Source organism: Pseudacidovorax intermedius (assembly GCF_003350475.1).
In the GTDB taxonomy this organism is placed as follows: domain Bacteria; phylum Pseudomonadota; class Gammaproteobacteria; order Burkholderiales; family Burkholderiaceae_C; genus Xenophilus; species Xenophilus intermedius.
On the sequence record NZ_QQAV01000019.1, the window covers coordinates 1 to 22,712 of the forward strand.

Annotated in this window: 21 protein-coding genes; 8 read left to right on the forward strand and 13 right to left on the reverse strand. The window is 70.8% G+C overall.

Features of this window, described 5'->3' with window-relative positions:
• Positions 1-481: 481 nt before the first annotated feature.
• Positions 482-1,375 (reverse strand): LysR family transcriptional regulator, encoded by an 894-nt coding sequence (locus tag DFR41_RS26615; protein ID WP_114804955.1) that lies wholly within the window; start codon positions 1,373-1,375, stop codon positions 482-484.
• Between the two features lie 104 nt (positions 1,376-1,479).
• Between DFR41_RS26615 and DFR41_RS26620 the strand changes: the two genes are divergently transcribed.
• From DFR41_RS26620 to DFR41_RS26635, 4 genes are all read left to right on the forward strand, one after another.
• Entirely contained in the window at positions 1,480-2,313 is an 834-nt protein-coding gene (locus DFR41_RS26620; RefSeq protein WP_114804956.1) for a DODA-type extradiol aromatic ring-opening family dioxygenase, read from the forward strand.
• A gap of 91 nt (positions 2,314-2,404) precedes the next feature.
• Positions 2,405-3,247: an NAD-dependent protein deacetylase gene (locus DFR41_RS26625; protein WP_114804957.1), complete on the forward strand. Its 843-nt coding sequence runs from the start codon at positions 2,405-2,407 to the stop codon at positions 3,245-3,247.
• A 188-nt stretch (positions 3,248-3,435) separates the two neighbouring features.
• On the forward strand, positions 3,436-5,388 hold the full coding sequence (locus DFR41_RS26630) for a sigma-54-dependent Fis family transcriptional regulator (RefSeq protein WP_114804958.1): 1,953 nt from the start codon (positions 3,436-3,438) through the stop codon (positions 5,386-5,388).
• Positions 5,389-5,522: 134 nt separating this feature from the next.
• The gene (locus DFR41_RS26635) at positions 5,523-6,248 is read left to right on the forward strand and encodes a DUF2076 family protein (RefSeq protein ID WP_114804959.1); all 726 of its coding nucleotides are present in this window, start codon (positions 5,523-5,525) and stop codon (positions 6,246-6,248) included.
• A gap of 87 nt (positions 6,249-6,335) precedes the next feature.
• Here DFR41_RS26635 and DFR41_RS26640 read toward each other — a convergent pair whose 3' ends face one another.
• From DFR41_RS26640 to DFR41_RS26655, 4 genes are all read right to left on the reverse strand, one after another.
• On the reverse strand, positions 6,336-7,256 hold the full coding sequence (locus tag DFR41_RS26640; protein WP_114804960.1) for a thiamine phosphate synthase: 921 nt from the start codon (positions 7,254-7,256) through the stop codon (positions 6,336-6,338).
• A gap of 59 nt (positions 7,257-7,315) precedes the next feature.
• Complete coding sequence (locus DFR41_RS26645; RefSeq protein WP_114804961.1) at positions 7,316-8,137, reverse strand: thiazole synthase; 822 nt, start codon at positions 8,135-8,137, stop codon at positions 7,316-7,318.
• A gap of 126 nt (positions 8,138-8,263) precedes the next feature.
• Positions 8,264-8,461 carry a sulfur carrier protein ThiS gene (gene thiS / locus DFR41_RS26650; RefSeq protein ID WP_017759398.1) on the reverse strand — a complete coding sequence of 66 codons (198 nt, stop codon included), beginning with the start codon at positions 8,459-8,461 and terminating at the stop codon, positions 8,264-8,266.
• Positions 8,461-9,561: an FAD-dependent oxidoreductase gene (locus tag DFR41_RS26655; RefSeq protein ID WP_114804962.1), complete on the reverse strand. Its 1,101-nt coding sequence runs from the start codon at positions 9,559-9,561 to the stop codon at positions 8,461-8,463. The genes thiS and DFR41_RS26655 overlap by 1 nt, the downstream gene beginning before the upstream one ends.
• A gap of 41 nt (positions 9,562-9,602) precedes the next feature.
• Between DFR41_RS26655 and thiD the strand changes: the two genes are divergently transcribed.
• Positions 9,603-10,439: a bifunctional hydroxymethylpyrimidine kinase/phosphomethylpyrimidine kinase gene (gene thiD, locus DFR41_RS26660; protein WP_017761365.1), complete on the forward strand. Its 837-nt coding sequence runs from the start codon at positions 9,603-9,605 to the stop codon at positions 10,437-10,439.
• Here thiD and DFR41_RS26665 read toward each other — a convergent pair.
• The 8 genes from DFR41_RS26665 to DFR41_RS26700 all read right to left on the reverse strand — a co-directional run bounded on the left by DFR41_RS26665 (position 10,393) and on the right by DFR41_RS26700 (position 19,064).
• Positions 10,393-11,724, reverse strand: coding sequence for a purine-cytosine permease family protein (locus tag DFR41_RS26665; RefSeq protein WP_017761364.1), 1,332 nt, complete (start codon positions 11,722-11,724; stop codon positions 10,393-10,395). The two genes, thiD and DFR41_RS26665, sit on opposite strands and share 47 nt — an antisense overlap.
• Positions 11,725-12,019: 295 nt before the next feature.
• The gene (locus tag DFR41_RS26670) at positions 12,020-13,069 is read right to left on the reverse strand and encodes an NAD(P)/FAD-dependent oxidoreductase (protein WP_114804963.1); all 1,050 of its coding nucleotides are present in this window, start codon (positions 13,067-13,069) and stop codon (positions 12,020-12,022) included.
• Positions 13,070-13,087: 18 nt separating this feature from the next.
• Positions 13,088-13,417 (reverse strand): ferredoxin FdxA, encoded by a 330-nt coding sequence (gene fdxA, locus DFR41_RS26675; RefSeq protein WP_043118085.1) that lies wholly within the window; start codon positions 13,415-13,417, stop codon positions 13,088-13,090.
• Positions 13,418-13,574: 157 nt separating this feature from the next.
• The gene (locus tag DFR41_RS26680; protein WP_114804964.1) at positions 13,575-14,894 is read right to left on the reverse strand and encodes a sulfate adenylyltransferase subunit 1; all 1,320 of its coding nucleotides are present in this window, start codon (positions 14,892-14,894) and stop codon (positions 13,575-13,577) included.
• A 37-nt stretch (positions 14,895-14,931) separates the two neighbouring features.
• Entirely contained in the window at positions 14,932-15,894 is a 963-nt protein-coding gene (cysD, locus tag DFR41_RS26685; RefSeq protein ID WP_017760255.1) for a sulfate adenylyltransferase subunit CysD, read from the reverse strand.
• A 43-nt stretch (positions 15,895-15,937) separates the two neighbouring features.
• On the reverse strand, positions 15,938-16,591 hold the full coding sequence (locus DFR41_RS26690; RefSeq protein ID WP_114804965.1) for a phosphoadenosine phosphosulfate reductase domain-containing protein: 654 nt from the start codon (positions 16,589-16,591) through the stop codon (positions 15,938-15,940).
• 278 nt (positions 16,592-16,869) lie between these two features.
• A complete protein-coding gene (locus tag DFR41_RS26695) occupies positions 16,870-17,265 on the reverse strand; it encodes a DUF934 domain-containing protein (protein ID WP_211322670.1) in 396 nt (131 codons plus the stop codon).
• 20 nt (positions 17,266-17,285) lie between these two features.
• Complete coding sequence (locus tag DFR41_RS26700) at positions 17,286-19,064, reverse strand: nitrite/sulfite reductase (protein WP_114804966.1); 1,779 nt, start codon at positions 19,062-19,064, stop codon at positions 17,286-17,288.
• 299 nt (positions 19,065-19,363) lie between these two features.
• On the opposite strand from DFR41_RS26700, the gene DFR41_RS26705 reads away from it, so the two are divergent.
• From DFR41_RS26705 to DFR41_RS26715, 3 genes are all read left to right on the forward strand, one after another.
• On the forward strand, positions 19,364-20,296 hold the full coding sequence (locus tag DFR41_RS26705; RefSeq protein ID WP_147284449.1) for a FecR family protein: 933 nt from the start codon (positions 19,364-19,366) through the stop codon (positions 20,294-20,296).
• 38 nt (positions 20,297-20,334) lie between these two features.
• On the forward strand, positions 20,335-21,207 hold the full coding sequence (locus DFR41_RS26710; RefSeq protein WP_114804968.1) for a c-type heme family protein: 873 nt from the start codon (positions 20,335-20,337) through the stop codon (positions 21,205-21,207).
• A 75-nt stretch (positions 21,208-21,282) separates the two neighbouring features.
• Positions 21,283-22,710: a serine/threonine-protein kinase gene (locus DFR41_RS26715; protein WP_114804969.1), complete on the forward strand. Its 1,428-nt coding sequence runs from the start codon at positions 21,283-21,285 to the stop codon at positions 22,708-22,710.
• The last annotated feature ends 2 nt before the right edge of the window (positions 22,711-22,712 follow it).

Genomic DNA, 22,712 nt, shown 5'->3' on the forward strand with positions numbered 1-22,712 from the left:
TGGCTCTTTGCCCACTCGCCCTGCTCGGCACTGCCTTCTATCCGGTTCTTGTTCATCGGCTCGCAGCTTCGCTCCACGCTTCCTCCCCACACTCGGTCGCCCTCGTGCAGTTGCGCTTCACTTCGTTCGTCGTGATCAACTTACGGCGGGACTTGCACCCGCAAGAGGGCGCCCATGCTGGGCGCACAAAGAAGGGGCGCCCCTGCAGGGCGCCCCTTGTGTGCCGGCAATCGTCCGCGGGGAATGGCGTCAGGATCGGCAGGCCTGCTGGCTTCGCGGCGGGCATCCCCTTCGCAATGCACGGAAGACTGCGCCTGTGTCGCCGATCCCGTTTCCCGCGGGGTGCTCGACCTGGCACGACTGCAAGTTGCGCCGGGCGCCGGCGCAGGCCTGTAGGACGTGCACGCTTCAGTGGCGGCGCTGTCGGCGGTTGGCGTGTCGGCCATGGCGACGGCGCTGAAGTCGCATCGCCCGAGATCGCTCAGGCGCCCGGCCCGAGCGCGGCGGCGAGAAAGTCGATGAAGCTGCGCAGCGCCGGTGCCATGTACTGCCGGCTCGCATACACGGCGAAGAGCGTCGTGGCCAGTGTGCGCCATTCGGGCAGCAACTCCACCAGTCGCCCCTCGGCCAGGTCCTCGTCCACCAGCCAGGCCGGCAGGTAGGCGATGCCCAGGCCGGCATGCACGGCGTGGCGGGTGAGGTGGGTGTCGTCCGAGCGCATCACGGGCGTCAGCCGAAGCATAGCCTGCCGCCCGTCCGCGGCGCGCAGAACCCGGCCTTCCAACTGCACGTAGCTGGGCACGATGGCGCCCAGTCCTGCCAGGTCTTCGGGTTTCGCAGGCGTGCCGCGGGCCGCCAGGTAGGCGGGTGCGGCCACGATGTGGAAGTCCACCGTGCACAAGGGCCGCGCGATCAGGGCGGCGGCCGGCTCCTGCGTGGCCCGCAGCGCCAGATCGAAGCCGTCCGCGACCAAGTCCACCCGCCGGTTGGCCAGGTGCAGGTCCACCAGCACCTCAGGGCACTGCGCGTGGTAGTCCGCCAGCAGCCGGGCCATGCGCGGGGTGGCGAACCACACCGGCGCGCTCACCTTCAGGCGTCCACGGGGCGTGGCGTCGGCGTCGGCCACCAGCGCGGCCTCGGCGCTGTCGAGCAGGTCGAGGGCGCGGCTGCTCTGTTCGTACCAGCTGCGGCCGGCGTCGGTCAGGCTCAGGTGCCGGCTGGAGCGGTGCAGCAGCCGCGCGCCCAGGCTGCGTTCCAGCTGGGCGATGTGCCGGCTGGCCATGGGCGCAGAGAGGCCCATGGCCTCGGCCGCGCGGGCGAAGCTGCCCGACTCGACGACCTCCCGGAAGAGCCGCAGGCTGGTGAGGCGGTCCATGTCTTGATTGCGCGAAATGAAACTGAACCTTGATTGTGCGGCCATCGATTGCGGCCGGCGAAAGGTCTAAAGTCCATCCCAACACGATTCAGGAGCCTCTTGCCATGAGCACGATCAAAAGCCCGCGTCTGCCGACCTACTTCATCTCCCACGGGGGCGGCCCCTGGCCCTGGATGAAGGCGGAGATGGGCGACACCTATGCCCGCCTGGAGGCCGCGCTGGCCGACATGCCGCGGCAGATCGGCCGTAAGCCGCGCGCCATCCTGATGGTTTCGGCCCACTGGGAGCGCCCGCGCTTCACGGTGCAGGCCAATCCGCATCCGTCCATGGTCTACGACTACGGCGGCTTTCCGGCCCACACCTACCAGGTGCGCTACGACGCCCCGGGCGACCCGGCGCTGGCCCAGCGCGTGCAGGCGCTGATCGAGGCGGCCGGCCTGCCGGCGGGCATCGACGCCGAACGCGGCTACGACCACGGCATGTTCTCGCCGATGAAGGCGATCTACCCGGATGCGGACGTGCCAGTGATCCAGCTCTCGCTGCGCCAGGGCCTGGACCCGGCCGAGCACCTGGCACTGGGCCGTGCGCTGGCACCGCTGCGCGACGAGGATGTGCTGATCGTGGCCAGCGGCCTGAGCTACCACAACCTGCGTGCCTTCGGCTCCCAGGCCGCGGCACCGTCGCGGGCCTTCGACGACTGGCTGGGCCAGACGCTGGCGCAGGGCGACCAGGCCGCCCGCGCCCAGGGCCTGATCGGCTGGGAATCGGCCCCCGCCGCCCGCATCGCGCATCCGCGCGAGGAGCACCTGATCCCGCTGATGGTGGCCGTCGGCGCCGCCGAGCATGAGGCAGCGCACCGCGTGTACTACGAGAACGGCTTCATGGGGGGCCTGACCGTCTCGAGCTACCGCTTCGGCGACGCCCCCGGCACGCAGTGATCAAAAGCCCCTCTCCCCAACCCTCTCCCACAAGGGGAGAGGGAGAGGCGGACCGGCGCCGCCCTGGTGTGGCCGCTATGCTCCGGCGCCGATGACCACCGACACCGACCTCCTGGCCTTTGCCGAGCGCCATCCGCGCCTCTTCGTGCTGACCGGCGCCGGCGTCAGCACCGAATCCGGCATCCCGGACTACCGGGATGCCCAGGGCAACTGGAAGCGCCCGCCGCCCGTCACCTTCCAGGCCTTCATGGGCGAGGAAGCCACCCGCAAGCGTTATTGGGCGCGGAGCATGATCGGCTGGCGCACCATGGGCCAGGCGCAGCCCGGGCCCGCGCACCGCGCCCTGGCCGCGCTGGAGTCGCAGGGCCGTGTCGCCATGCTGCTGACCCAGAACGTCGACGGCCTGCACCAGGCGGCGGGCAGCCGCAACGTCATCGACCTGCATGGCCGCATCGACACCGTGCGCTGCATGGCCTGCGAGCACCGCCTGCCGCGCGTCGACTTCCAGGCCGAGCTGCTGCGCCTCAACCCCGACTGGGCCGCGCTGGACGCCCGGGCCGCGCCCGACGGCGACGCCGACCTGGAGGTGCGCGACTTCTCGGGCTTCGACATTCCGGCCTGTCCCGCCTGCGGCGGGCTGCTCAAGCCCGACGTCGTGTTCTTCGGCGAAAGCGTGCCACGCCACCGCGTCGATGCGGCGTATTCGGCGCTGGACGCGGCCGACGGCGTGCTGGTCGTCGGCTCCTCGCTGATGGTGTATTCGGGCTTCCGCTTCGTGCAGCGGGCGGCGGAACGCGCCCTGCCGGTGGCGGCGCTCAACCTCGGCCGGACGCGGGCGGACGGCCTGCTGTCGCTGAAGGTCGAGGCGCCGATCGGGCCGGCGCTGGAGCGCCTGGCCGGCCTGCTGGTGCCGCCGGACGTTCGCGCGGCCTGAGGGGCGGATTCGCGGGCGCTCCGTACAGGACTTGCGCCCGGACGACGTCCCTCCAGACCTGCAGCGACGCGCGCTCGGTCACCACCGGCGTGCTTCCATGCGCCGGCGCAAGCTTCGCAACAGCCAAGGGTGCTAAAAGACGCCCAACCGCGCGGCCACGCAGCCGCCCGGGCAGGAGACAACACGCCATGCCCAACGCCATGTTTCGCCCCACGCCGGCGGCCGGTGCCGGACTGCCCCTGGCGGCACCCGACGCCATCCTGGCCTCGCACGCCCGCAGCGCCGACTTCGGCCTGCGCAGCCACGAACGCGCCGACCTGCCGCCGCTGGCCGCCGCCGACCTGGCCGAGGCCATGGACCGCAACGCGCTGCTCTTCGACCACGCCCGGCCGGTGATGGAGACGCTCTACGCCCAGATCGCCGGCACCCAGAGCCTGGTGCTGCTCACCGACGCCGATGGCGTGATCCTGCATGCGATGGGCGACGACGATTTCCTGGGCCGGGCCGACCGCGTGGCGCTGAAGCCCGGCGCGGCCTGGTCCGAACGCTGCCGCGGCACCAACGCTATCGGCACGGCGCTGGCGTTGCAGCAGGCGGTGCAGGTCAACGGCAGCCAGCACTACCTGCAGGCGAATCACTTCCTCACCTGCTCCTGCGCGCCCATCCTCGATCCACGCGGGCAGGTGCTGGGCGCGCTGGACGTCAGCGGCGACGAGCGCACCCGCAGCGCCCACACCCTGGCGCTGGTGCGCATGTCCTCGCAGATGGTCGAGAACCACCTGTTCGACCAGGTCTACGAAGACGCGCTGCGCCTGCGCTTCCATGCCCGGCCGGAATTCCTGGGCACGCTCATGGAAGGCCTGGCCGCGTTCACGCCCGATGGTCGCTTCCTGGCCGCCAACCGCAGCGCGCAGTTCCAGCTGGGTCTGTCGACGGCGGCGCTGGAGGCCCACACCTTCGGCTCGCTCTTCGGCCTGCCCGTGTCCCAGGCCATGGCGCAGGCCCGCCAGGGCCCGGCCGCGCTCATGCGCCTGCACCTGCCCGGGGGCGTGGCGGTGTCGGCGCGGGTGGAGTGGCAGCCCCGGTCCGCCTGCCTGGCCATGCCGCGCGAAACGGCCTCAGCCCCGCCGGTGGCCGAGCGGGCCCGCGAATCCGGCGGCCCGCGCTTCTCGGGCCTGCGCTACCTGGACACGGGCGACGGCCAACTGGCGCAGGTGCTGGCCCGCGTGGGCAAGGTGCTCGGGCAGGATGTGCCGGTGCTCATCCTGGGCGAGACCGGCACCGGCAAGGAATGGCTAGCCCGTGCCATCCACCACGATTCGCCGCGGCGCAGCGGGCCCTTCGTCGCCGTCAACTGCGCCGCCATCCCCGAGACGCTGATCGAGTCCGAGCTGTTCGGCTACGAGGAAGGCGCCTTCACCGGCGCGCGGCGCAAGGGCAGCCCGGGCCGCATCCTGCAGGCGAACGGCGGCACGCTCTTCCTCGACGAGATCGGCGACATGCCGCTGGCGATGCAGGCCCGGCTGCTGCGCGTGCTGCAGGAGCGCAGCGTGGCGCCCCTGGGCAGCGGCCGGCAGGTGCCGGTGGATGTGGCCGTGGTCTGTGCCACCCATCGCAACCTGCGCACCATGATGGCCGAAGGGCGCTTTCGCGACGACCTGTACTGGCGGCTCAATGGCCTGGTCGCCCGCCTGCCGCCGCTGCGCGAGCGCAGCGATCTCGCCGTGGTGGTGCAGCGGCTTCTGCAGACCCAGCAGTCAGAGGCCGGCCTGGCCGACGCACCGCCGCTGGCGCCGCAGACCCTGGCGCTGCTGCGCCGCCATGCCTGGCCGGGCAACCTGCGCCAGCTGGCCAGCGTGCTGCGCACCGCGGCACTGATGGCGCGCGGAGAGGCGCAGATCCTGCCGGAGCATCTGCCCGAGGACTTCATGGACGACCTGCAGGCCCATGCGGTCGATGCGGGCGCGGGTCCCGTTGCGTCGCCCAACCGGCCCGCGCCGTCCACGGCCACGCTGGAGGCGCTCGAACGGGCGGCGCTGGAGCAGGCCATGGCCGCCCATGGCGGCAACGTGTCGGCCGTGGCCCGGGCGCTGGGCCTGTCGCGCAACGCCGTCTACCGGCGGCTGCGGCGGCAGGGTTGAACGACACGCCGGCGCGGCGGGAAGGGCTCGCTTAGGCCAGCCTTAAGCCGGCCCGTCGGCCGGGAACGCCCCGTGGTGCGTTGGAGTCCCATCCACGCAAGGCCCATGCTGGGCCGAGGAAGGACGACCGAACCATGACACCCCAAGAACTGTCCATGCTCGAAGACCTGCTGCAGCGGCTGGCCGCAGTGCACGGCGTGCAGAAGGACCCCCAGGCCGATGCGCTGATCCGTGAACGCCTGGCCGGCCAGCCCGATGCGCTGTACCTGCTGACCCAGCGCACGCTGCTGCTGGAACATGCGCTGCAGGACGCCCAGCGCCAACTGGCGCAACGCGCCGCCGCACCGGCCGACCCGGGCGGCACCGCCTTCCTGCAGCGCGGTCTGGAGCCCGGCTTCGGGCGCGAGACGGCCGATCCGGATGCCTACAACCCCGGCCGGCCTGCCTACCGCGGCGCGCCCTCGGGCTATGCCCCCGGTGCGCCGGCCGTTGCACCCGCTGCGGCACCCGGATGGCGCGAACGCCTCTTCGGCGCCGCGCCAGCGGCAGCGCCGGCCCCAAGCAGCGGCCCGAGCTTCCTGGGCCAGGCCGCCAGCGCCGCGGCCGGGGTGGCGGGCGGCATGTTCCTGTTCAATGGCATCGAGCACCTGCTCGGTGGCCGCAGCGGCGCAGGCGGCGGTGGCTTCCTGGGCCTGGGCGGCGGCAATGTCGGTACGCCCGAGGTGATCGAGAACGTCACCCAGAACTTCTACGAGGATGGCAGCGGCGGCGGTGGAGATACGCGGCAACTGGCCGATGACGCCGGCGGCGACTGGTCGGGCTTCGACGGCGGTTCCTTCGACGACGACCAGATCGTCTGAGGCCGGCACCGCGTGGTGGCGGCAGCGCTTGCTACGTGCAGAGATGTGTAAGGCCGACCCAGAGCGGCCGACGGAAGCGCTCCAGGCTCAGGCCCGGGGCGCTTCGCGCATCCTGGCCATCAGCAGGCGCGCCGCAGCCTCCGGATCGTCCGCCCCGACGAAGGCCCGCACCACCGCGATGCTGCCCACGCCGCTGGCCAGCGCCTGCGGCAGCCGATCGGCGTCGATGCCGCCGATGGCGACCAGCGGATAGCCGCGCATCAGCCGCGCGTAGTCATGCAGGCGCGCCAGGCCCTGCGGCGCGGTCGCCATCTTCTTGAGCGTCGTCGGGAACACCGCGCCGAGAGCCAGGTAGCTGGGGCTGACGGCATCGGCCCGCACCATCTCGGCATAGCCGTGGGTGCTGACGCCCAGTCGCAAGCCGGAGGCGCGCAGTTCCTGGACCTCGTCCGCCGTCAGCGCGTCCAGGTCTTCCTGGCCCAGGTGAACGCCATAGGCGCCGGCCGCGATGGCCTGCCGCCAGTGATCGTTGATGAAGAGCAGGGCGTCGGTGCCCCGGACGGCGGCGATGGCGGCGTCGATCTCGCGGGCGACGGCGGCGGCGTCGTCGGACTTGAAGCGCAACTGCACCGTCGGGATGCCCGCCCGCGCCGCACGACCGACCCATTCGGCGTCGGGCAGCACGGCGTACAGGCCCAGCGCCACGGGGCAAGGTGCGAAGGCATCCTCGCGGGACTGGGGCGGAAAGTCGCGCAGTCCGAAGTCGGCGGGAGAGTCGGGCCAGGCGCTGGCGTCGAAGCGGCCCAGGCGGCGCTGGGTCACCGCCTGCCAAGCACGGCCCAGGCATTCGGCGTCCACCTCGATGAAGCCCAGTGCGGCGCAGGCGGCCTTGGCGCCGCGGTAGACCGGGTCTTCGTCGTGGAAAGGGCCGACCGCCACCGGCGGGTGTCCGTCGAAGCGACCACGGTGGGCGGCGAGGATGGCGGTCTGGATCTCTTGGGCGTTCATGGATGGCTCCGTGTTCTTATTGGCGGGGGCGCGGCTGCGGCGCGCGTGCCGCAGCAGGCTCAGCCACCGTTCTGGGCGTGGTGCCAGAAGGGCGTGCCCAGGACGGGCGTGCTGGGTTGGGCCGCGTCCTGCGCGCTCATGGCGCCAGCCCGGAAGGCCGCGCGCCCCGCGGCGACCGCGTCGGCGAAGGCGCCGGCCATGGCCACCGGGTCCTGCGCCAGGGCCACGGCGGTGTTCAGCAGCACGCCGTCGTAGCCCCATTCCAGCACCTGGCAGGCATGCGAGGGCAGGCCCAGGCCGGCGTCGACCAGCATCGGCACCGTGAGCCGCTCGCGCAGCACCTGCATGGCATAGGGGTTGACCGGCCCGCGGCCGGTGCCGATGGGCGCGGCCCAGGGCATCACGGCCTGGCAGCCGACATCGACCAGCCGCTGGCACAGCACCAGATCCTCGGTGCAGTAGGGCAGCACCTGGAAGCCGTCCTTGATCAGCCGCTCGGCCGCGCCCACCAGTTGCAGTGTGTCGGGCTGCAGGGTGTAGTCGTCGCCGATCAGCTCCAGCTTGATCCAGGGCGTCTCGAACAGCTCGCGTGCCATGTGGGCAGTGGCGATGGCCTCCTGCACGCTGTGGCAGCCGGCGGTGTTGGGCAGCACCGGCACGTCCAGGCGGCGCAGCAGTTCCCAGAAGCCATTGTCGGCCTTGGCGCCGCCGGGCGCCGCGCTCTGGCGGCGCAGCGAGGCGGTGAGCATGGCCGGGCGGGCGCGCTGCACGGCGGCTTCGAGCACGTCGGGTGAGGGATAGCGGGCGGTGCCCAGCAGCAGCCGGCTCTGGAATCGCTGGCCGTAGAGCACCAGCGCGTCGGCGGTTTCAGGGGTGGTCATGGGCGTGTCCTTTCGTCGATGGCCGCAGCGCCGTCGAGCCAGTCGTTCAGCGAAGCGGCATTCCTCCCTCTCCCCTCGCGGGAGAGGGCCGGGGAGAGGGGGCAAGGCGCAAGCGTGGTCAGCATCTCAGCCCCCGGTGACGGGCCGGATCACCTCGACCTCGTCGCCGGCCTGCAGGGCGCGCGCCGCATAGGCCGAGCGGGGCACGAAGTCGCGGTTGACGGCGGCCGCGAAGGGCGGGGCGGGAGCGAGCAGGGCGATGGCGTCGGCCAGCGTGGCGCCGGAAGGCAGCTCGCGCGGCTCGCCGTTGAGCAGGATGTTCATCATCGGGCGGGAAGGTGTTCGATGCCGATCTGCAGGCGCTCGGCCAGGGGCGATTCGCGATGCTGCAGGCTCTGCATGGCAGCGTCGAGCATGGCGGGCGCGATCATGAAGCCGTGCCGGTAGAGCCCGTTGATCTGCAGCACCCGCTCGCCCAGCCAGCGCAGTGCCGGCAGGTTGTCGGGCAGGGTGGGCCGGCACTGGGCGGCGATCTCGACGATGCGCGCCTCGGCAAAGCCGCTGTGCACGGTGTAGGCGGCCGACAGCAGCTCCAGCACCGAGCGCACGCTCGGCGGAGACATGTCGTCCGATTCGATCTCGGTCGCGCCGATCACGAACAGGTGGTCCTGCTTGGGCGCGATGTAGATGGGGTAGCGCGGATGCACCAGGCGCGTGGGCCGCTGCAGCGTGACCTCGGGCGCATGGATGCGGGCCACTTCGCCGCGCACACCGCGCACGGCCGGCCACTGGGCATGCGCGCCCAGGCCGCGGCAGTCGATGACGCGCTCGCGCAGGCCGGGGGACAGGTCCTGCGGGCTGCGGGTGCTGTGCCAGTGCAGGCGCACCTGGGGATGCGCCTCCAGCGCCTGCTGCAGCGCGGCCAGCAACTGGCGGTTGTCGAGCTGGCCTTCGCCCGGCAGCAGCAGGCCCTGCATGAAGCGGCCGGCCAGGGCGGGCTCGGCCTCGGCCAGGGCCGTCGCGTCCAGCGACTGCGGCGCCGTCAGCGAGGGCTGCTGCGCCTGGTTGTGAGCCAGGATGCGGCCCAGGCGGCCGGCGTCGGCGGCGTCCTGACGGTGCCAGACCACCAGCGTGCCGGCCTGCTGGAAGAACACCGGCGCCGGCAGTTCCGCCAGCAGCTGTGGCCAGCGGCCGAGCGCATATTCGCCCATGCGCACCACCGACAGCGGCGCCACGGCCGATTCGGCCAGCGGCGCCAGCATGGCGGCGGCCACGCGGGCGGCGGCGCCCTGGGCATCGGGGCCCTGGGCCTCGTGCAGTTCTACCGCGCAGCCGGCGCGGGCCAGGCTGAGTGCCATCAGCCGACCCATCAGCCCGCCGCCCAGCACCCAGGCCTTGTCAAAGTCCAGCGAAGTTCCCGTCATCGAAAAGACACGCTCCTTGCAGCACGGATAATTTCGGGCCCATGACCATTCCCACCCAGCGCTACGCGCGCGTGCTCACCATCGCCGGCTCCGACAGCGGCGGCGGCGCCGGCATCCAGGCCGACCTCAAGACCTTCGCCGCGCTGGGCTGCTACGGCATGAGCGCCATCACGGCCCTCACCGCCCAGAACACCCGCGGCGTGAGCGGCATCCATCCCGTGCCGCCTGCCTTCCTCAAGGCTCAGCTGCAGGCCGTGATCGAGGACATCGGCGTCGACGCCGTCAAGCTGGGCATGCTGCATGCGCCCGAGGTGGTGGAGGTGGTGGCCTGGGCCATCGACCATTACCGCCTGCCCAACGTGGTGCTCGACCCGGTCATGGTCGCCACCAGCGGCGACCGGCTGATCGCCGCCGAGACGGTGGAGCGGCTGGTGGCCGAGCTCTTCCCGCGTGCGGTGCTGATCACGCCCAACCTGGACGAGGCGGCGCTGCTGGTGGGCCATGCCATGGCCGATGCCGATGCGCTGGAAGGCGCCGCGGCCGAACTGCTGGCGCAGGGGGCACGAGGCGTTCTGCTCAAGGGCGGGCACCTGCCGGGCGATGAGGTCGTGGACCTGCTGGCCCTGGCCGATGGCGAGCGCCACCGCTTTGCCGCGCCCCGCATCCAGAGCCGCAACCTGCATGGCACGGGCTGCACGCTGTCCTCCGCCATCGCCTGCGGGCTTGCGCTGGGCAAGCCGCTGCCCCAGGCGGTGGCCGATGCCCGCGAGTACGTGCGCGGCGCCATGCAGGCCGGCGTGACCGTCAAGGTGGGCGAAGGCCACGGCCCGCTCAACCATGGCTTCGCACCGCAGGCGACGGTGCGCCTGCCGCTGTAGGCCGCGTCAGCCGGGCCAGTACGAAGGTCAGCACCAGCGCTGGCAGGGCCGAGCCCCACTGCGGCGCCCAGGTCGCGCAGCCGTGGTAGACGGCGATGCCGGCGATCCACAGTGCGGCGGCGCTCAGGTCCACCTTGCGGCCGACCGGCAAAGGCACGCCGCCGCCGCCGAGCCGACCCAGGATCACGCCGTACAACGGCACGAACACCGAGCTGAGCATGAGCAGGAAGGGCTCCAGCGCATGCATGGGCAGCACCAGGGCCAGGGCCACGCAGACCAGCGCGATCAGCAGGCCCCAGCGGCGCACGCTCCAGCGCGGACGCAGGCTGTGCATGGAGACCGAGCCCGAATAGACGTCGCCGTAGGCGTTGTCCAGCTCGTCGATGAGGATCAGACCCAGTGCCACCAGGCCGCCCTGGGCCAGCAGCAGCGCCATCACCAGGGTGGTGTCAGGCGCCGCCGTGCTGGCCACCATCACGCCCAGGGCGTAGCACCAGAGATTGGCCACGGCGTAGCCGATCCAGGTGCCGGTGAAGGCGCCGCCCGGCTTGCCCGGCTGGGCGCGCAGGCCATGGCGCGCATAGTCGGCCACCAGGGGAAGCCAGGAGACGGGCATGGCGATCACCAGGTCCATGGCGCTGAACAGGCCCATGCTGCCGTCGCCCTGGCGCTGCCAGAAGGTGTCGAAGCCCTGCGCCTGCAGCTTGCCGGCGAACTGCCAGGTCAGCCAGATCAGCGACAGCACCACCAGCGGCAGGCCGAAGCGGCTGACGAAGCGCCGCACCAGCGACACCATCGAGCCCGACAGCAGCGCCAGCAGCACGGCGCCCCACAGCAGCGTCGCCGCCAGCGCACCGCCCACGGAATCGAGCGACAGGCCGAAGGCCTGCTTCGCGATGGCCTGGGTGCCCTCGCGCATGATGACCAGCTCGAAGGTGGTCCAGCCGACCAGCTGGACGATGTTGAGCACCACCGGCAGCCGCGCGAACACGCTCCCATAGGCCGAGTGCATCAGGCCCGCGCTGGCCAAGCCCGTCTGGCAGCCCAGGCGGGCCGTCCAGGCCAGCAGGCCGGCGCCGATCAGCGAGCCGACGACGATGGCCACGACCGCGTCGCGCGTGCCCACCGCCGGCACCAGGAAGGCGCCCACCTGCATCACCAGCAGGCCGACGCCCAGGCTGAACCACAGCGACAGGTGGTCGTGCCAGCGGAAGGCGCGACGGGCGTCGGGCAGCGGGGTCAGCGCCTCATTGGCGGGCGGGGTGGATGCGTCGTTCAAGGCCATGCGTCGTTGCTCCAGAGCGGTCGGTCACAGGAAGCACCGCCGACTGCGCCGGCCCGTTTCGGCCCGGCGCGAGGCCATGCAGGCCACCGGAGCTGCTTCCCTGCGCGAGGATTACCTCAGGCCTGAAGCGCCTGTGGCGCTTCGCGGCTCCGGCTGGCCTTCGCACCTTGGACGATGCGTCGGGCCGGCCGAACAGGTTCAAAGGGTGTCTTCTCAGCCTGGCTTCCAGCGAAGCCCGGCACCCCTAGCGAGTCGCGGATTGTAAGAGTGGGAGGGCGGCCCGGCTTGCAGCCCGTCAAAGCTGCGGCGCCGCACCCAGCAGCTCGCGCAGGCGGGTGCTGGTGGTCGTGTATTGCAGCGGCGGCACCTTGCCGTCGAACACCCGCTCGGCCACCGCCCAGGCGGCCAGGGTGGCCTCGTGGAAGGCGCTCACGATCAGCTTGCGCTTGCCCGGGTAGGTGTTGATGTCGCCAACGGCGTACAGGCCCGCTTCGCGCGTCTGGAAGCGCTGCGTGTCGACGGGGATCTGCTTGCGCTCCAGTTCCAGGCCCCAGTCGGCGATGGGGCCGAGGCGGGGCGAGATGCCCTGGCAGACGACCAGCGCATCGAGCGGCAATGCGCGCGTTTCGCCATCGGGCGTGTCGATGGTGAGCGAGCGGCCGTCGAAGGCGCTGGGCTGGCCGACCGCGATGTGGATGTCGCCCGCATCGATGCGCTGGCGCAGGGCGGCGAGCAGCATGTCGTCGGCGCGGAAGACGTCGCGGCGGTGCAGCAGCGTCACTTCGCGCGCCATGCCGACCAGGCCCAGCGCGGCTTCCACGGCCGCGTCCTCGCCGCCATGGACGACCACGGACTGGCCCGCAAAGCGCGAAAGATCCGACGGGTGATAGAAGAGGCTGCGGCCCTCGCGGGCCTCGGCGCCCTCGACGCTCAGCCGCTTGGGCACGAAGGCCCCCACGCCAGCGGCAATGACGACGGCCTTCGCACGGAAGCGGGTACCGGCCGAGGTCGTCGCCAGCCAATAGGAATCGGCTTCGCCCGGCTGCTCACGCTGGAGCGTCGCCACCTGTTCGCCCAGGTGCATCGGCACCTGGAACGGCGCGATCTGCGCCAGCAGCGACTCGGCAAGCCCGGCCCCCGTGGTGACGGGCGTGCCGGGAATGTCATAGATGGGTTTGTGGCCGTACAGCTCGACACACTGGCCGCCCGCATGGGGCAGGGCATCGACGATGCGGCAGGGGATTTCGAGAAGGCCCAGCTGGAAGGCCTGGAACAGGCCGGCCGGGCCGGCGCCGATGATGAGGGCGCCGGTGTCCAGGTGCGAAGGCGGGGCCTGGCCGGTCACGCGCTCAATCGGCCGAACTTACTTGACCAGTTCGGCCAGCTTGTTGGGCTTGTCTTTCCACTCGTCGGCATCGGGCAGCGCGGCCTTGCGCTTGGTGATGCTCTTCCAGCCGTCGGCTCGGGCCAGCTCGGCATTGAGCTTGATGAAGGCGAGCTGGTCGGCCGGCAGGTCTTCCTCGGCATAGATCGCGTTGGCCGGGCACTCGGGAATGCACACGGCGCAGTCGATGCACTCGTCGGGGTCGATCACCAGCATGTTCGGCCCTTCGCGGAAGCAGTCCACGGGACACACGTCGACGCAATCGGTGTACTTACAGCGGATGCAGTTCTCGGAAACGACGTGGGTCATGGCTGGATGGCTGGTGAAGGAGTCGGGAAAAACCCGAGATTGTAAAGGGCGGCCCATGCCTCGGCGGGCACAGGCAACACTGGCAACGGCGCCAGAAAGGATTTGAAGGTGGTCGGCGCGCCCGGCACGACGGCCGGGCGTGGCCGTTCGCACCTTCTCAGCGCACCAGGACGGCGGCGCAGGTGCGGTGCGAGGCCGTGTCGACCAGCACCAGCGAGCCCAGCGTGCGCGAGGCGGTGAAGGGCTGCACGGCCAGCGGTTGCTGCAGGGCCAGCACGACCTGGCCGATCGCATTGGCGTCGAGTTGGGTGGCGGCCTCGGCATCCAGCGTGGCGATGTTGAGCCGGTCCACGATGCGCTGCACCTTGGTCTTGACCCAGCGGTGGCCCTGCAGCGCCCAGTAGACGCGGCCGGGCACCAGCGGCTCGTCGTCCAGCCAGGCGACGGTGGCGGTGATCTCGCGCGTCGGCTCGAAGGCGCCGGGTTCCAGCAGCCAGTCGCCACGGGAGACGTCGACCTCGCGGTCCAGCACGATGCCCGCACTGTGGCCGGCGGCCACGCCGTGCTCGCGGCGTACGTGGTCGAGCACGCGGGCCACGGTGGCGGTCTGGCCGCTGGGCAACACGGTCACGCGCTGGCCGGGCACCACCTGGCCGCCGCCGACGCGGCCCCAGAAGATGCGACGGCCCTGGCTGGTGTCGGCCGAGGACGAGAACTTCTCCACCCACTGCACCGGGAAGGTGAAGGGCTGCTGCGTCTCGGCAGCCGTCACGGGCAGCGCCTCCAGCAGTTCGAGCAGGCTCGGGCCTTCGTAGCCGGCCCAGCCGGCGGCGCTTTCGCGGTGCGGCTCGGTCACGTTCCAGCCTTTGAGGGCGGAGATCGGCACGATGGCTTCCACGCGCACGCCAGCGGCGGCCGCGAAGTCGTTCAGCGCGCCCGAGATGCGCTTGAAGGCGAGCGCCGCATCGTCGATGGCGTCCAGCTTGTTGATGGCGACGACGATGGATTGCACGCGCAGCAGGTGGGCCAGCAGCATGTGGCGGCGGGTCTGCGGCAGGAGCTCGCGCACCACCACCTCGCCGTCGCCCACCTCGGCCGCCCAGGGCAGCTTGGTGGCGTCGACCAGCACGACAGCCGCATCGGCGCTGGAGGCCGCCGTCACCATGTTGCGGGTGTACTGCTCATGGCCGGGTGCGTCGCCGATGATGAACTTGCGCTTGGCGGTCGAGAAATAGCGGTAGGCGACGTCGATGGTGATGCCCTGCTCGCGCTCGGCAGACAGGCCGTCGGTCAGCAGCGCCAGGTCGGTCTCGCCGCCGCGCTGCACGCCGGCCAGCTGGTCGGCCAGCACGGCCCGGCTGTCCACCAGCAGCCGGCCGATGAGGGTGCTCTTGCCGTCGTCCACCGAGCCACAGGTGATGAAGCGCAGGGCGGTGCCGGTGTCGGCGGAAGCGGAGATGTCGGTCGTGGTCGTCATGGCTGTCGAATCCTTGGTCGTTCCGGGTGGGCGCGGCTCAGAAATACCCGTCTTTTTTGCGCTTCTCCATGGAAGCGTCGGAGGTCTTGTCGTCCATGCGGGTGGCGCCGCGCTCGCTGACCTCGGCCGACAGCGTCTCGATCACCACGTCGGCCGGGCCGGCGGCCAGGCTGGCCACGGGGCAGGTGCAGGTGATGTCGCCCACGGTGCGAAAACGCACGTCGCGCAGCTCGACCGTCTCGCCGTCGCGGGCCGGCGTCAGTTCGGTCACGGGCACCAGCAGGCCACGGCGCTCGACGATCTCGCGCTTGTGGGTGTAGTAGAGCGAGGGCAGCTCGATGTTCTCGCGCTCGATGTACTGCCACACGTCCAGCTCGGTCCAGTTGCTGATCGGGAAGACGCGGAAGTGCTCGCCCGGGGCGATGCGGGTGTTGAACAGCGTCCACAGCTCGGGGCGCTGGTCCTTGGGCTGCCACTGGCCGAAGGCGTCGCGGTGCGAAAAGATGCGCTCCTTGGCGCGGGCCTTCTCTTCGTCGCGGCGGGCGCCACCGATCAGCGCGTCGAAGCGGAACTCCTCGATGGCCTCCAGCAACGTGACCGACTGGTGCACGTTGCGCGACTCGCCGGGATGGGCCAGGCGCACGGTGCCGCGGGCCATCGAATCCTCGACGCTGCGCACGATCAGCTCGGCGCCCAGTTCCTTCGCACGCTTGTCGCGGAAGTCGGTCACCTCGGGAAAGTTGTGCCCTGTGTCGATCATCAGCAGCGGATAGGGCAGGTGGCCGGCACCAAAGGCCTTCTCGGCGCACTTGAGCAGCACCAGCGAATCCTTGCCGCCGGAGAACAGCAGCGCCGGCCGCTCGAAGGCCGCAGCCACTTCGCGCAGGATGAAGATGGCTTCTTCCTCCAGGGCGTCGAGGTGGGCGTTGGACAGGCGCGCGGTGGCGGAGGCAGCCAGGGCGTCGGGCAGCAGCAGGTCGGCGTCGGTGCGGGCGTTCATGGGTCTGTGGGGCAAGATGGATTCGGAAGGTGGACGGGTCGGATCAGTGCGCGATGTGCAGGCCGCACTCGCGGTTGTCCTCGCCCTTGGTCGGGTCCACGTAGTCGAAGTTGTTGGGCAGGCCATGGGCCTGGCAGTACTCGTGCAGGTCCTTCGAGCTCCAGTGCAGCAGCGGCGCCACCTTGATCAGGCCGTCGGGATTCACGCTGACGGGCTCCATCTGCGCGCGCACGGCGGTGTCGGTGGCGCGCAGCGCAGTGAACCAGACCTGGGGCGCCGTCTCGCGCAGGGCGCGGGTGAAGGGCTCCAGCTTGACCTCTTCGGTGAAGGCCGCATGGCGCGGGTCGTCCAGCGCCGGCGTGGGGCCTTCGACGGCCTCGCGGTGGGCGCGCGAGCGCAGCGGCAGGTAGATCTTCAGGTTCAGCTTGAGCTGGCGGGTCACCTCGTCGGCGAAACGGTAGGTGGCCTCGGTGTTGTAGCCGTTGTCCATCCACACCACCGGCACGTCGGGCTGGGCGCGCGTCACCATGTGCAGGATCACGGCCTCGAAGGGACGGAAGTTGGTGGTGACGATGGCCGGGCGGTGCAGGCCGATGGCCCAGTCCACCAGGCCCTGTGCGTTGCGGCCCAGGCGGGCATTGACCTCGGCCAGGTCGAAGGCGGTGGAGTTCTGGACTTGGGAAGGAATGGCGTTCATGGCTCGGCTCTTTCGAATGGCATGGCGACGACGACAGCAATGCCCTGGAACCGAACTTTAGGGAGAGCCCTTATGAAACCAAACGATCTTTTTGTTCGCGCTTTATGCGGATAAGCATATTCACCGCTGTGGATGCGGGTTCTCGCGCAATGGGCGGCGAGACCTGGATAAGGCGCCTTCGGGTCGTTGGACGCCTGCATCGGCCGAGGTAGCCAAGAAAAAGCCGACCAGCACCCGCAGGCGGTGGTCGGCTGTCGAGCGCGCAGCAGCTCGGAGGATCAGGCCTCGGCGCGCACGAAATGCGGCGCGGGCTGTACCGCGTCGCCCTGGTAGAAGTCGGCAAAGCGCTCGAACTGGCGCTGGGCCTCGGCCACGTCCTTGCCTTCCTTGAGAACGGCGCTGGTGAAGCCGGTGCGCTGCATCTGCACCAGCTGGTCGATCAGCACGTCGCCGGTGGCGCGGATGTCACCGGTGAAACCCAGGCGGCGGCGCAGCAGGAAGGCCTGGCTGTAGGCCCGGCCGTCGGTGAACTTGGGAAAGTGCAGCTCGATGCGGGTCACACCGGTCAGATCGGCTTCCCGCGGATCGGCGTCATTGGGCAACTGCAGCACACGGCCGGTGGCGGCGTCGGCCTCGTGCTGGCCGGCCGAGAGGATGTTCAGGGTCTTGTTCATGCGTCTGTTCTCCCTCGGACTCAGGCGACTTCCTCGACCTTGAAGCGGGCGCCATTGGCCGCCGCCTTGAATGGCTCGTGGCCGACGCGGCGCAGCGTGTCGATGAAGGTCTCGCCGGCGTTTCGGGTGTCGCGGTAGGTGCCGAGCACGGCCTCGATCACGCCCGGCACTTCGGCCGCCGAGAAGGAGGGGCCGACCACCTTGCCGGCCTGGGCCGGGCCGCTGAGGTCGGAGCCGTCCGAGCCGGCCAGCGTCACCTGGTACCACTCCTTGCCGTCCTTGTCGACGCCGAGGATGCCGATGTGGCCGCTGTGGTGGTGGCCGCAGCTGTTGATGCAGCCGCTGATGTGCAGGTCGATCTCGCCCAGGTCGTCCAGCTCGTCCAGGTCCTGGTAGCGCTCGGTGATGGCCTCGGCGATGGGGATGGAGCGCGCATTGGCCAGGGCGCAGAAGTCGCCGCCGGGGCAGGCGATCATGTCGGTCAGCAGGTGCACGTTGGCGCTGGCGAAGCCGGCGGCGCGGGCGGCCTGCCACAGCTCGAACAGGTCCTCGGCATGCACCCAGGGCAGCAGCACGTTCTGGTCGTGGGTGACGCGCAGTTCGCCGGCGGAGAAGCGGTCGGCCAGTTCGGCCACGGTGTCGAGCTGGTCGGCCGAGGCATCGCCCGGCGCCTGCCCGCGGCGCTTGAAGGAGAGGGTGACGGCGCGCAGCTGCGGGTTCTGGTGCGCGGCCACGTTGCGCTGCAGCCAGCGGGCGAACATCGGCTCGCGGTCGGCAGCCTGGCGCAGGGCGGCGTCGGCCTGCTCGGCCGGCACACCGGCGCGGGCGGCCAGTGCCGGCGGCACGAAGGAGGCGGCCACCCGGTCGAACTCGGCCTGGCTGATGGTGTGCGGGGCGCCATCGCGCTCGATCACGTCGCGGTACTCGGCCTCGACGTCGTCGATGTAGGCCTGGCCCTCGGACTTGACCAGGATCTTGATGCGCGCCTTGTACAGGTTGTCGCGACGACCGTAGCGGTTGTAGACCCGGATCACCGCTTCGAGGTAATTCATGATCTGATTCCAGGGCAGGAACTCGCGCAGCACCGTGCCCACGATGGGCGTGCGGCCCATGCCGCCGCCCACGCGCACCTGGAAGCCGATTTCGCCGGCCTCGTTCTTCACCAGCTTGAGGCCCACGTCGTGCCAGCCGGTGGCGGCGCGGTCCTCGGTGGCGCCGGTGATGGCGATCTTGAACTTGCGCGGCAGGAAGGCGAACTCGGGGTGCAGCGTGCTCCACTGCCGCATGATCTCGGCGTAGGGGCGGGGGTCGGCCACCTCGTCCACGGCCACGCCGGCGCGCTCGTCGGTCGTGATGTTGCGGATGCAGTTGCCGCTGGTCTGGATGCCGTGCATGTCCACGGTGGCCAGCAACTCCATCACCTCGGCGCTCTTGGCAAGCGGGATCCAGTTGTACTGGACGTTCTGGCGCGTGGTGAAGTGGGCGTAGTGCGTGGGCAGCGACGTGGTGCCCAGGGCGCCCTGGGTTTCGAGGGCTTGGCGATAGACCTCGGCCTCGGGCTCGTCGTATTCGCGGGCGATGCGGGCCAGCACGCGCACCTGGCGGCTGGAGAGTTCGCCATAGGGCACGGCGACGCGCAGCATCGGCGCATAGCGCTGCACGTACCAGCCGTTCTGCAGGCGCAGCGGACGGAACTCTTCCTCGCTGAGGCTGCCCGCCTGCCAGCGCTCGAGCTGGTCGCGGTACTGTGCGGCGCGCTGGCGCACGAACTGGCGGTCGAAGTCTGTGTATTGGTACATCGTGTGTGGGAAGCAGTCGGCCACGCGGCACGGACACCGCGCGCGAAGGCGGCACTTTAGGCGCCACCCTTATGAAGACAAACGATTTTTTGGTTCGCGCCTTATGCGCATAAGCTTATGCGGCTGGTCTGGCGCGGCCTGAGGCGGGGAAAACCGCCATGGCCGGATAAGGCGCCTCGGGCGAAACAGCCGCCGATTCTAGGAGGGCCTGCGCAGCCACGCGGGCCGCGGGGCCGGCCCGGCTTAGGCCATCCTGCATATGGCCGGCCCACGCAGCGGCCGGCATCATCCCGCCCTTTATGGGGCTGCGCCGAACGTCGATCACCGTACCGAAGCGGATCCGGGCGTGGGCCGCGGCCGTTCTTCTGGTTTTTTCTGCGATCCCTGCGCTGGCGGCGGGGCCGGTGGCCATCGCGACGCTGGTCGAGGGCGAGGCCCATCTGCTGCGGGAGAGCGGTCGTTTCGTGCTGACGCCCGGCGTGGCGCTGCAACCCGGCGATCTGGTGGAAACGGCCGCCAATGCCCGCCTGCTGCGGCTCGAATACGCGGACGGCCCGGTGGTCGACCTGGGGCCGGCCAGCCAGGCGATGGTTGAAGCACGGCTCGGCCCCGGCAACCGCGGACCGGCGGCGCGGCTCTATCTCCGGAAAGGCTGGGCCAAGCTGAGCAAGGCGCCCTCCGCCCGCGGCGTGGTCAGCCTGCTGACGCCCGATGCGATCCTGACGGGGGAGAGCGGCAGTCAGGTCGTTCAGGCCGCGGACTCCCGCACCCAGGTCTTTGCCGAGTCGGGCAAGGCCAGGATCGAGGCCCGGGGCAAGCGCGATCAGGAGCCCATCGAGCTGGGGTCCGGCCGGCTGCTTGACAGCGCGGATTGGACCGAGCGCCCGCGGCCGGACGCCGCCTTCGTCCGCGCGGTACCGCCCAGCTTCCTGGACCCGCTGCCGCTGCGCGCCACACGATTCAAGGACCGACCGGTCGACGCCGAGCGTGTGGGCGACCTGCGCTACGAGGACGTGGCCGGCTGGCTGCAGGCCGAGCCGGCGCTGCGCGCACGCCTGGCCGAGCGCTGGCGTGGCCTGGCGAAGAAGCCGGATTTCCGCGCCGCGCTGGCAGCCAACATCAAGCGCCATCCCGAGTGGGACCGGATCGTGTTTCCAGAGAAGTACGTCAAGCCGCGTCCGCCGCCTGGGCCTTCCCCGCAGCCGGCCGCGCCTGCCCGTTCCGCCTACTGACCCGGCCCCTCCGGCCGGTCGCCAACGATGCCATTCCCATGAAACTGCTGCTCAAGTTCAACCTGGTCTTCCTGCTCGTGTTCGCGGTCGGGCTGGGGGCGTCGGCCTACCTGGCGCGCGACCTGCTCCAGCGCGGCGCGCACGACGAGGTGGTGGAACAGGCGCGCCTCATCATGGAGAGCGCGGCGGCCGTCAGCACCTACACGGCCACGCAGGTGCAGCCGCTGCTGCAGAACCAGATGAAGTACACCTTCCTGCCGCAATCGGTGCCCGCCTATTCGGCCACCGAGATGGTCAATGCGCTGCGCGAGATGCACCCCGAGTACGCCTACAAGCCGGCCATGCTCAACCCCACCAATCCGCGCGACCGGGCGCAGGACTGGGAAGAGGACGTCATCGCCCGCTTTGCCAAGGACAAGGCCCTGACCGAGTTCATCGGCCAACGTGAGACGGCCTCTGGCCGGGCGCTTTTCGTGGCGCGGCCCATCCGCATCAGCAACCCGGCCTGCCTGAGCTGCCATAGCACGCCGGCGGCGGCGCCGGCCACCATGATCGAGAAGTACGGGCCGGCCAACGGCTTTGGCTGGACACTGGGCGAGACGCTGGGCGCGCAGGTGGTCTCGGTGCCGATGTCGGTGCCCTTCGAGCGCGCATCGCAGGCCTTTGCGGTCGTGATGGGCTCGCTGGCCGCGGTGTTCCTGCTGATCGGTGGCGCCCTCAACCTGATGCTGTGGAAGCTGGTGATCCAGCCCGTGACCCGTCTGTCGGCCCTGGCCGACCGCGTGAGCATGGGCGAGCTGGAAGCGCCCGAGTTCGCCGTGCGCAGCCGCGACGAGATCGGCACGCTGGCCGAATCCTTCGCCCGCATGCGGGCGAGCCTGGTGCAGGCCATGAAGATGCTGGACGTCTGAGTGCAAGTGGGCCGGACATCGTTCCCGCGCGCGGACAGCGCGCACGCGTCACAGCGGCTGCGTCGAGGCTGAGTCATGCAGCATCCGCGCCGCCTCGGCAAGTACGACATCGTGGGCGTCCTGGGGGAGGGCGCCATGGGCGTGGTCTACAAGGCCCACGACCCGCTCATCGACCGGCAGGTCGCCATCAAGACGGTGCGCAAGGCGCTGCTCGACTCCAGCATCGCCGAGGACATGGCCGCGCGCTTCCGCAACGAGGCACGCGCCGCAGGTCGGCTGTCGCACCCGGGCATCGTGCCCATCTACGAATACGGCGAGGACGACACCACCGCCTTCATCGCCATGGAGTTCGTCGAGGGCCGCGACCTGGCGCAGGTCCTCGGCGCCACGCCGACGCTGCCCGAGGGCATGGCGATCCGCTTCATGCAGCAGTTGCTCGATGCACTCGGCAGCGCGCACCGCGCCGGCGTTTGGCACCGCGACATCAAGCCCGCCAACCTGATCGTGACCACCGACGGCCTGCTGAAGGTGATGGACTTCGGCGTGGCCCGCATCGCCAGCGCCGCGCTCACCCAGGCGGCCTCGACCATCGGCACGCCCGGCTACATGGCGCCCGAGCAGTACATCGGCGAGACCATCGACCACCGCGTGGACCTGTTCGCCGCCGGCGTGCTGCTGTACCGCATGCTCAGCGGCCGCTCGCCCTTCGCCGCCGAGACGCCCGAGGCGGTCATGTACAAGGTGCTGCACCAGGACCCCGCGCCGCTGTCGACCCTGGAAGGCCTGAGCATCGCACCCTCGCTGGACGCGGTGATCGCCCGCGCGCTGGCCAAGACGCCGCAGGCGCGCTTCTCCAGCGCGGCCGAGTTCCGTGACGCGCTGGCCGAGCGCAGCGCCGTCGCGGGCGGCACCACGGCCGACGACGCAACCGTCATCGCGGCGATGCCGCTGCGCGTGCGGCCGGCCAGCCCGGGTACCTCGCGAGGTCCCACTGGCTCCGCCATGCCTTCGCAGTGGGACGCGAGCAGCCTCGCGGCCGTGGAGGCGGCGCTGACCCGCTTCATGGGCCCTGTCGCCCGCGTGCTGGTGCGCGAGGCGGCCCGCACCAGCACCGACCTGCGGCAACTGCAGGAAAGCGTCAGCCAGCACATCCGCGATCCGCGGGAGCGTCAGCGCTTCGAGGCGTTGCTGAGCACAGGCATGGCGGGGGGCACCTCGGCAGGGACGTGCGCCGGGTCGTCCGCATTCGCCACAGGTGCGGCGTCATCGGCGGGCGCGTCCACCGCAGGTACTACCGCCGGTGTCTCGGCCGGACTGAGCGACTACGCCGTCCGCGCGCTGGCCCGACAACTGGGGCCGATTGCCAAGGTGGTGGTGCGCAAGGCAGCGGTATCGGCGGGCTCTCGCCAGGCCTTCTTCGACACGCTGTGCCGGTCGGTCGAAGATCCTGCGCGGAGGGCGCAGTTGCAGGCCGAACTGGCCCGGGCGCCCGACGGTCTCTGAGG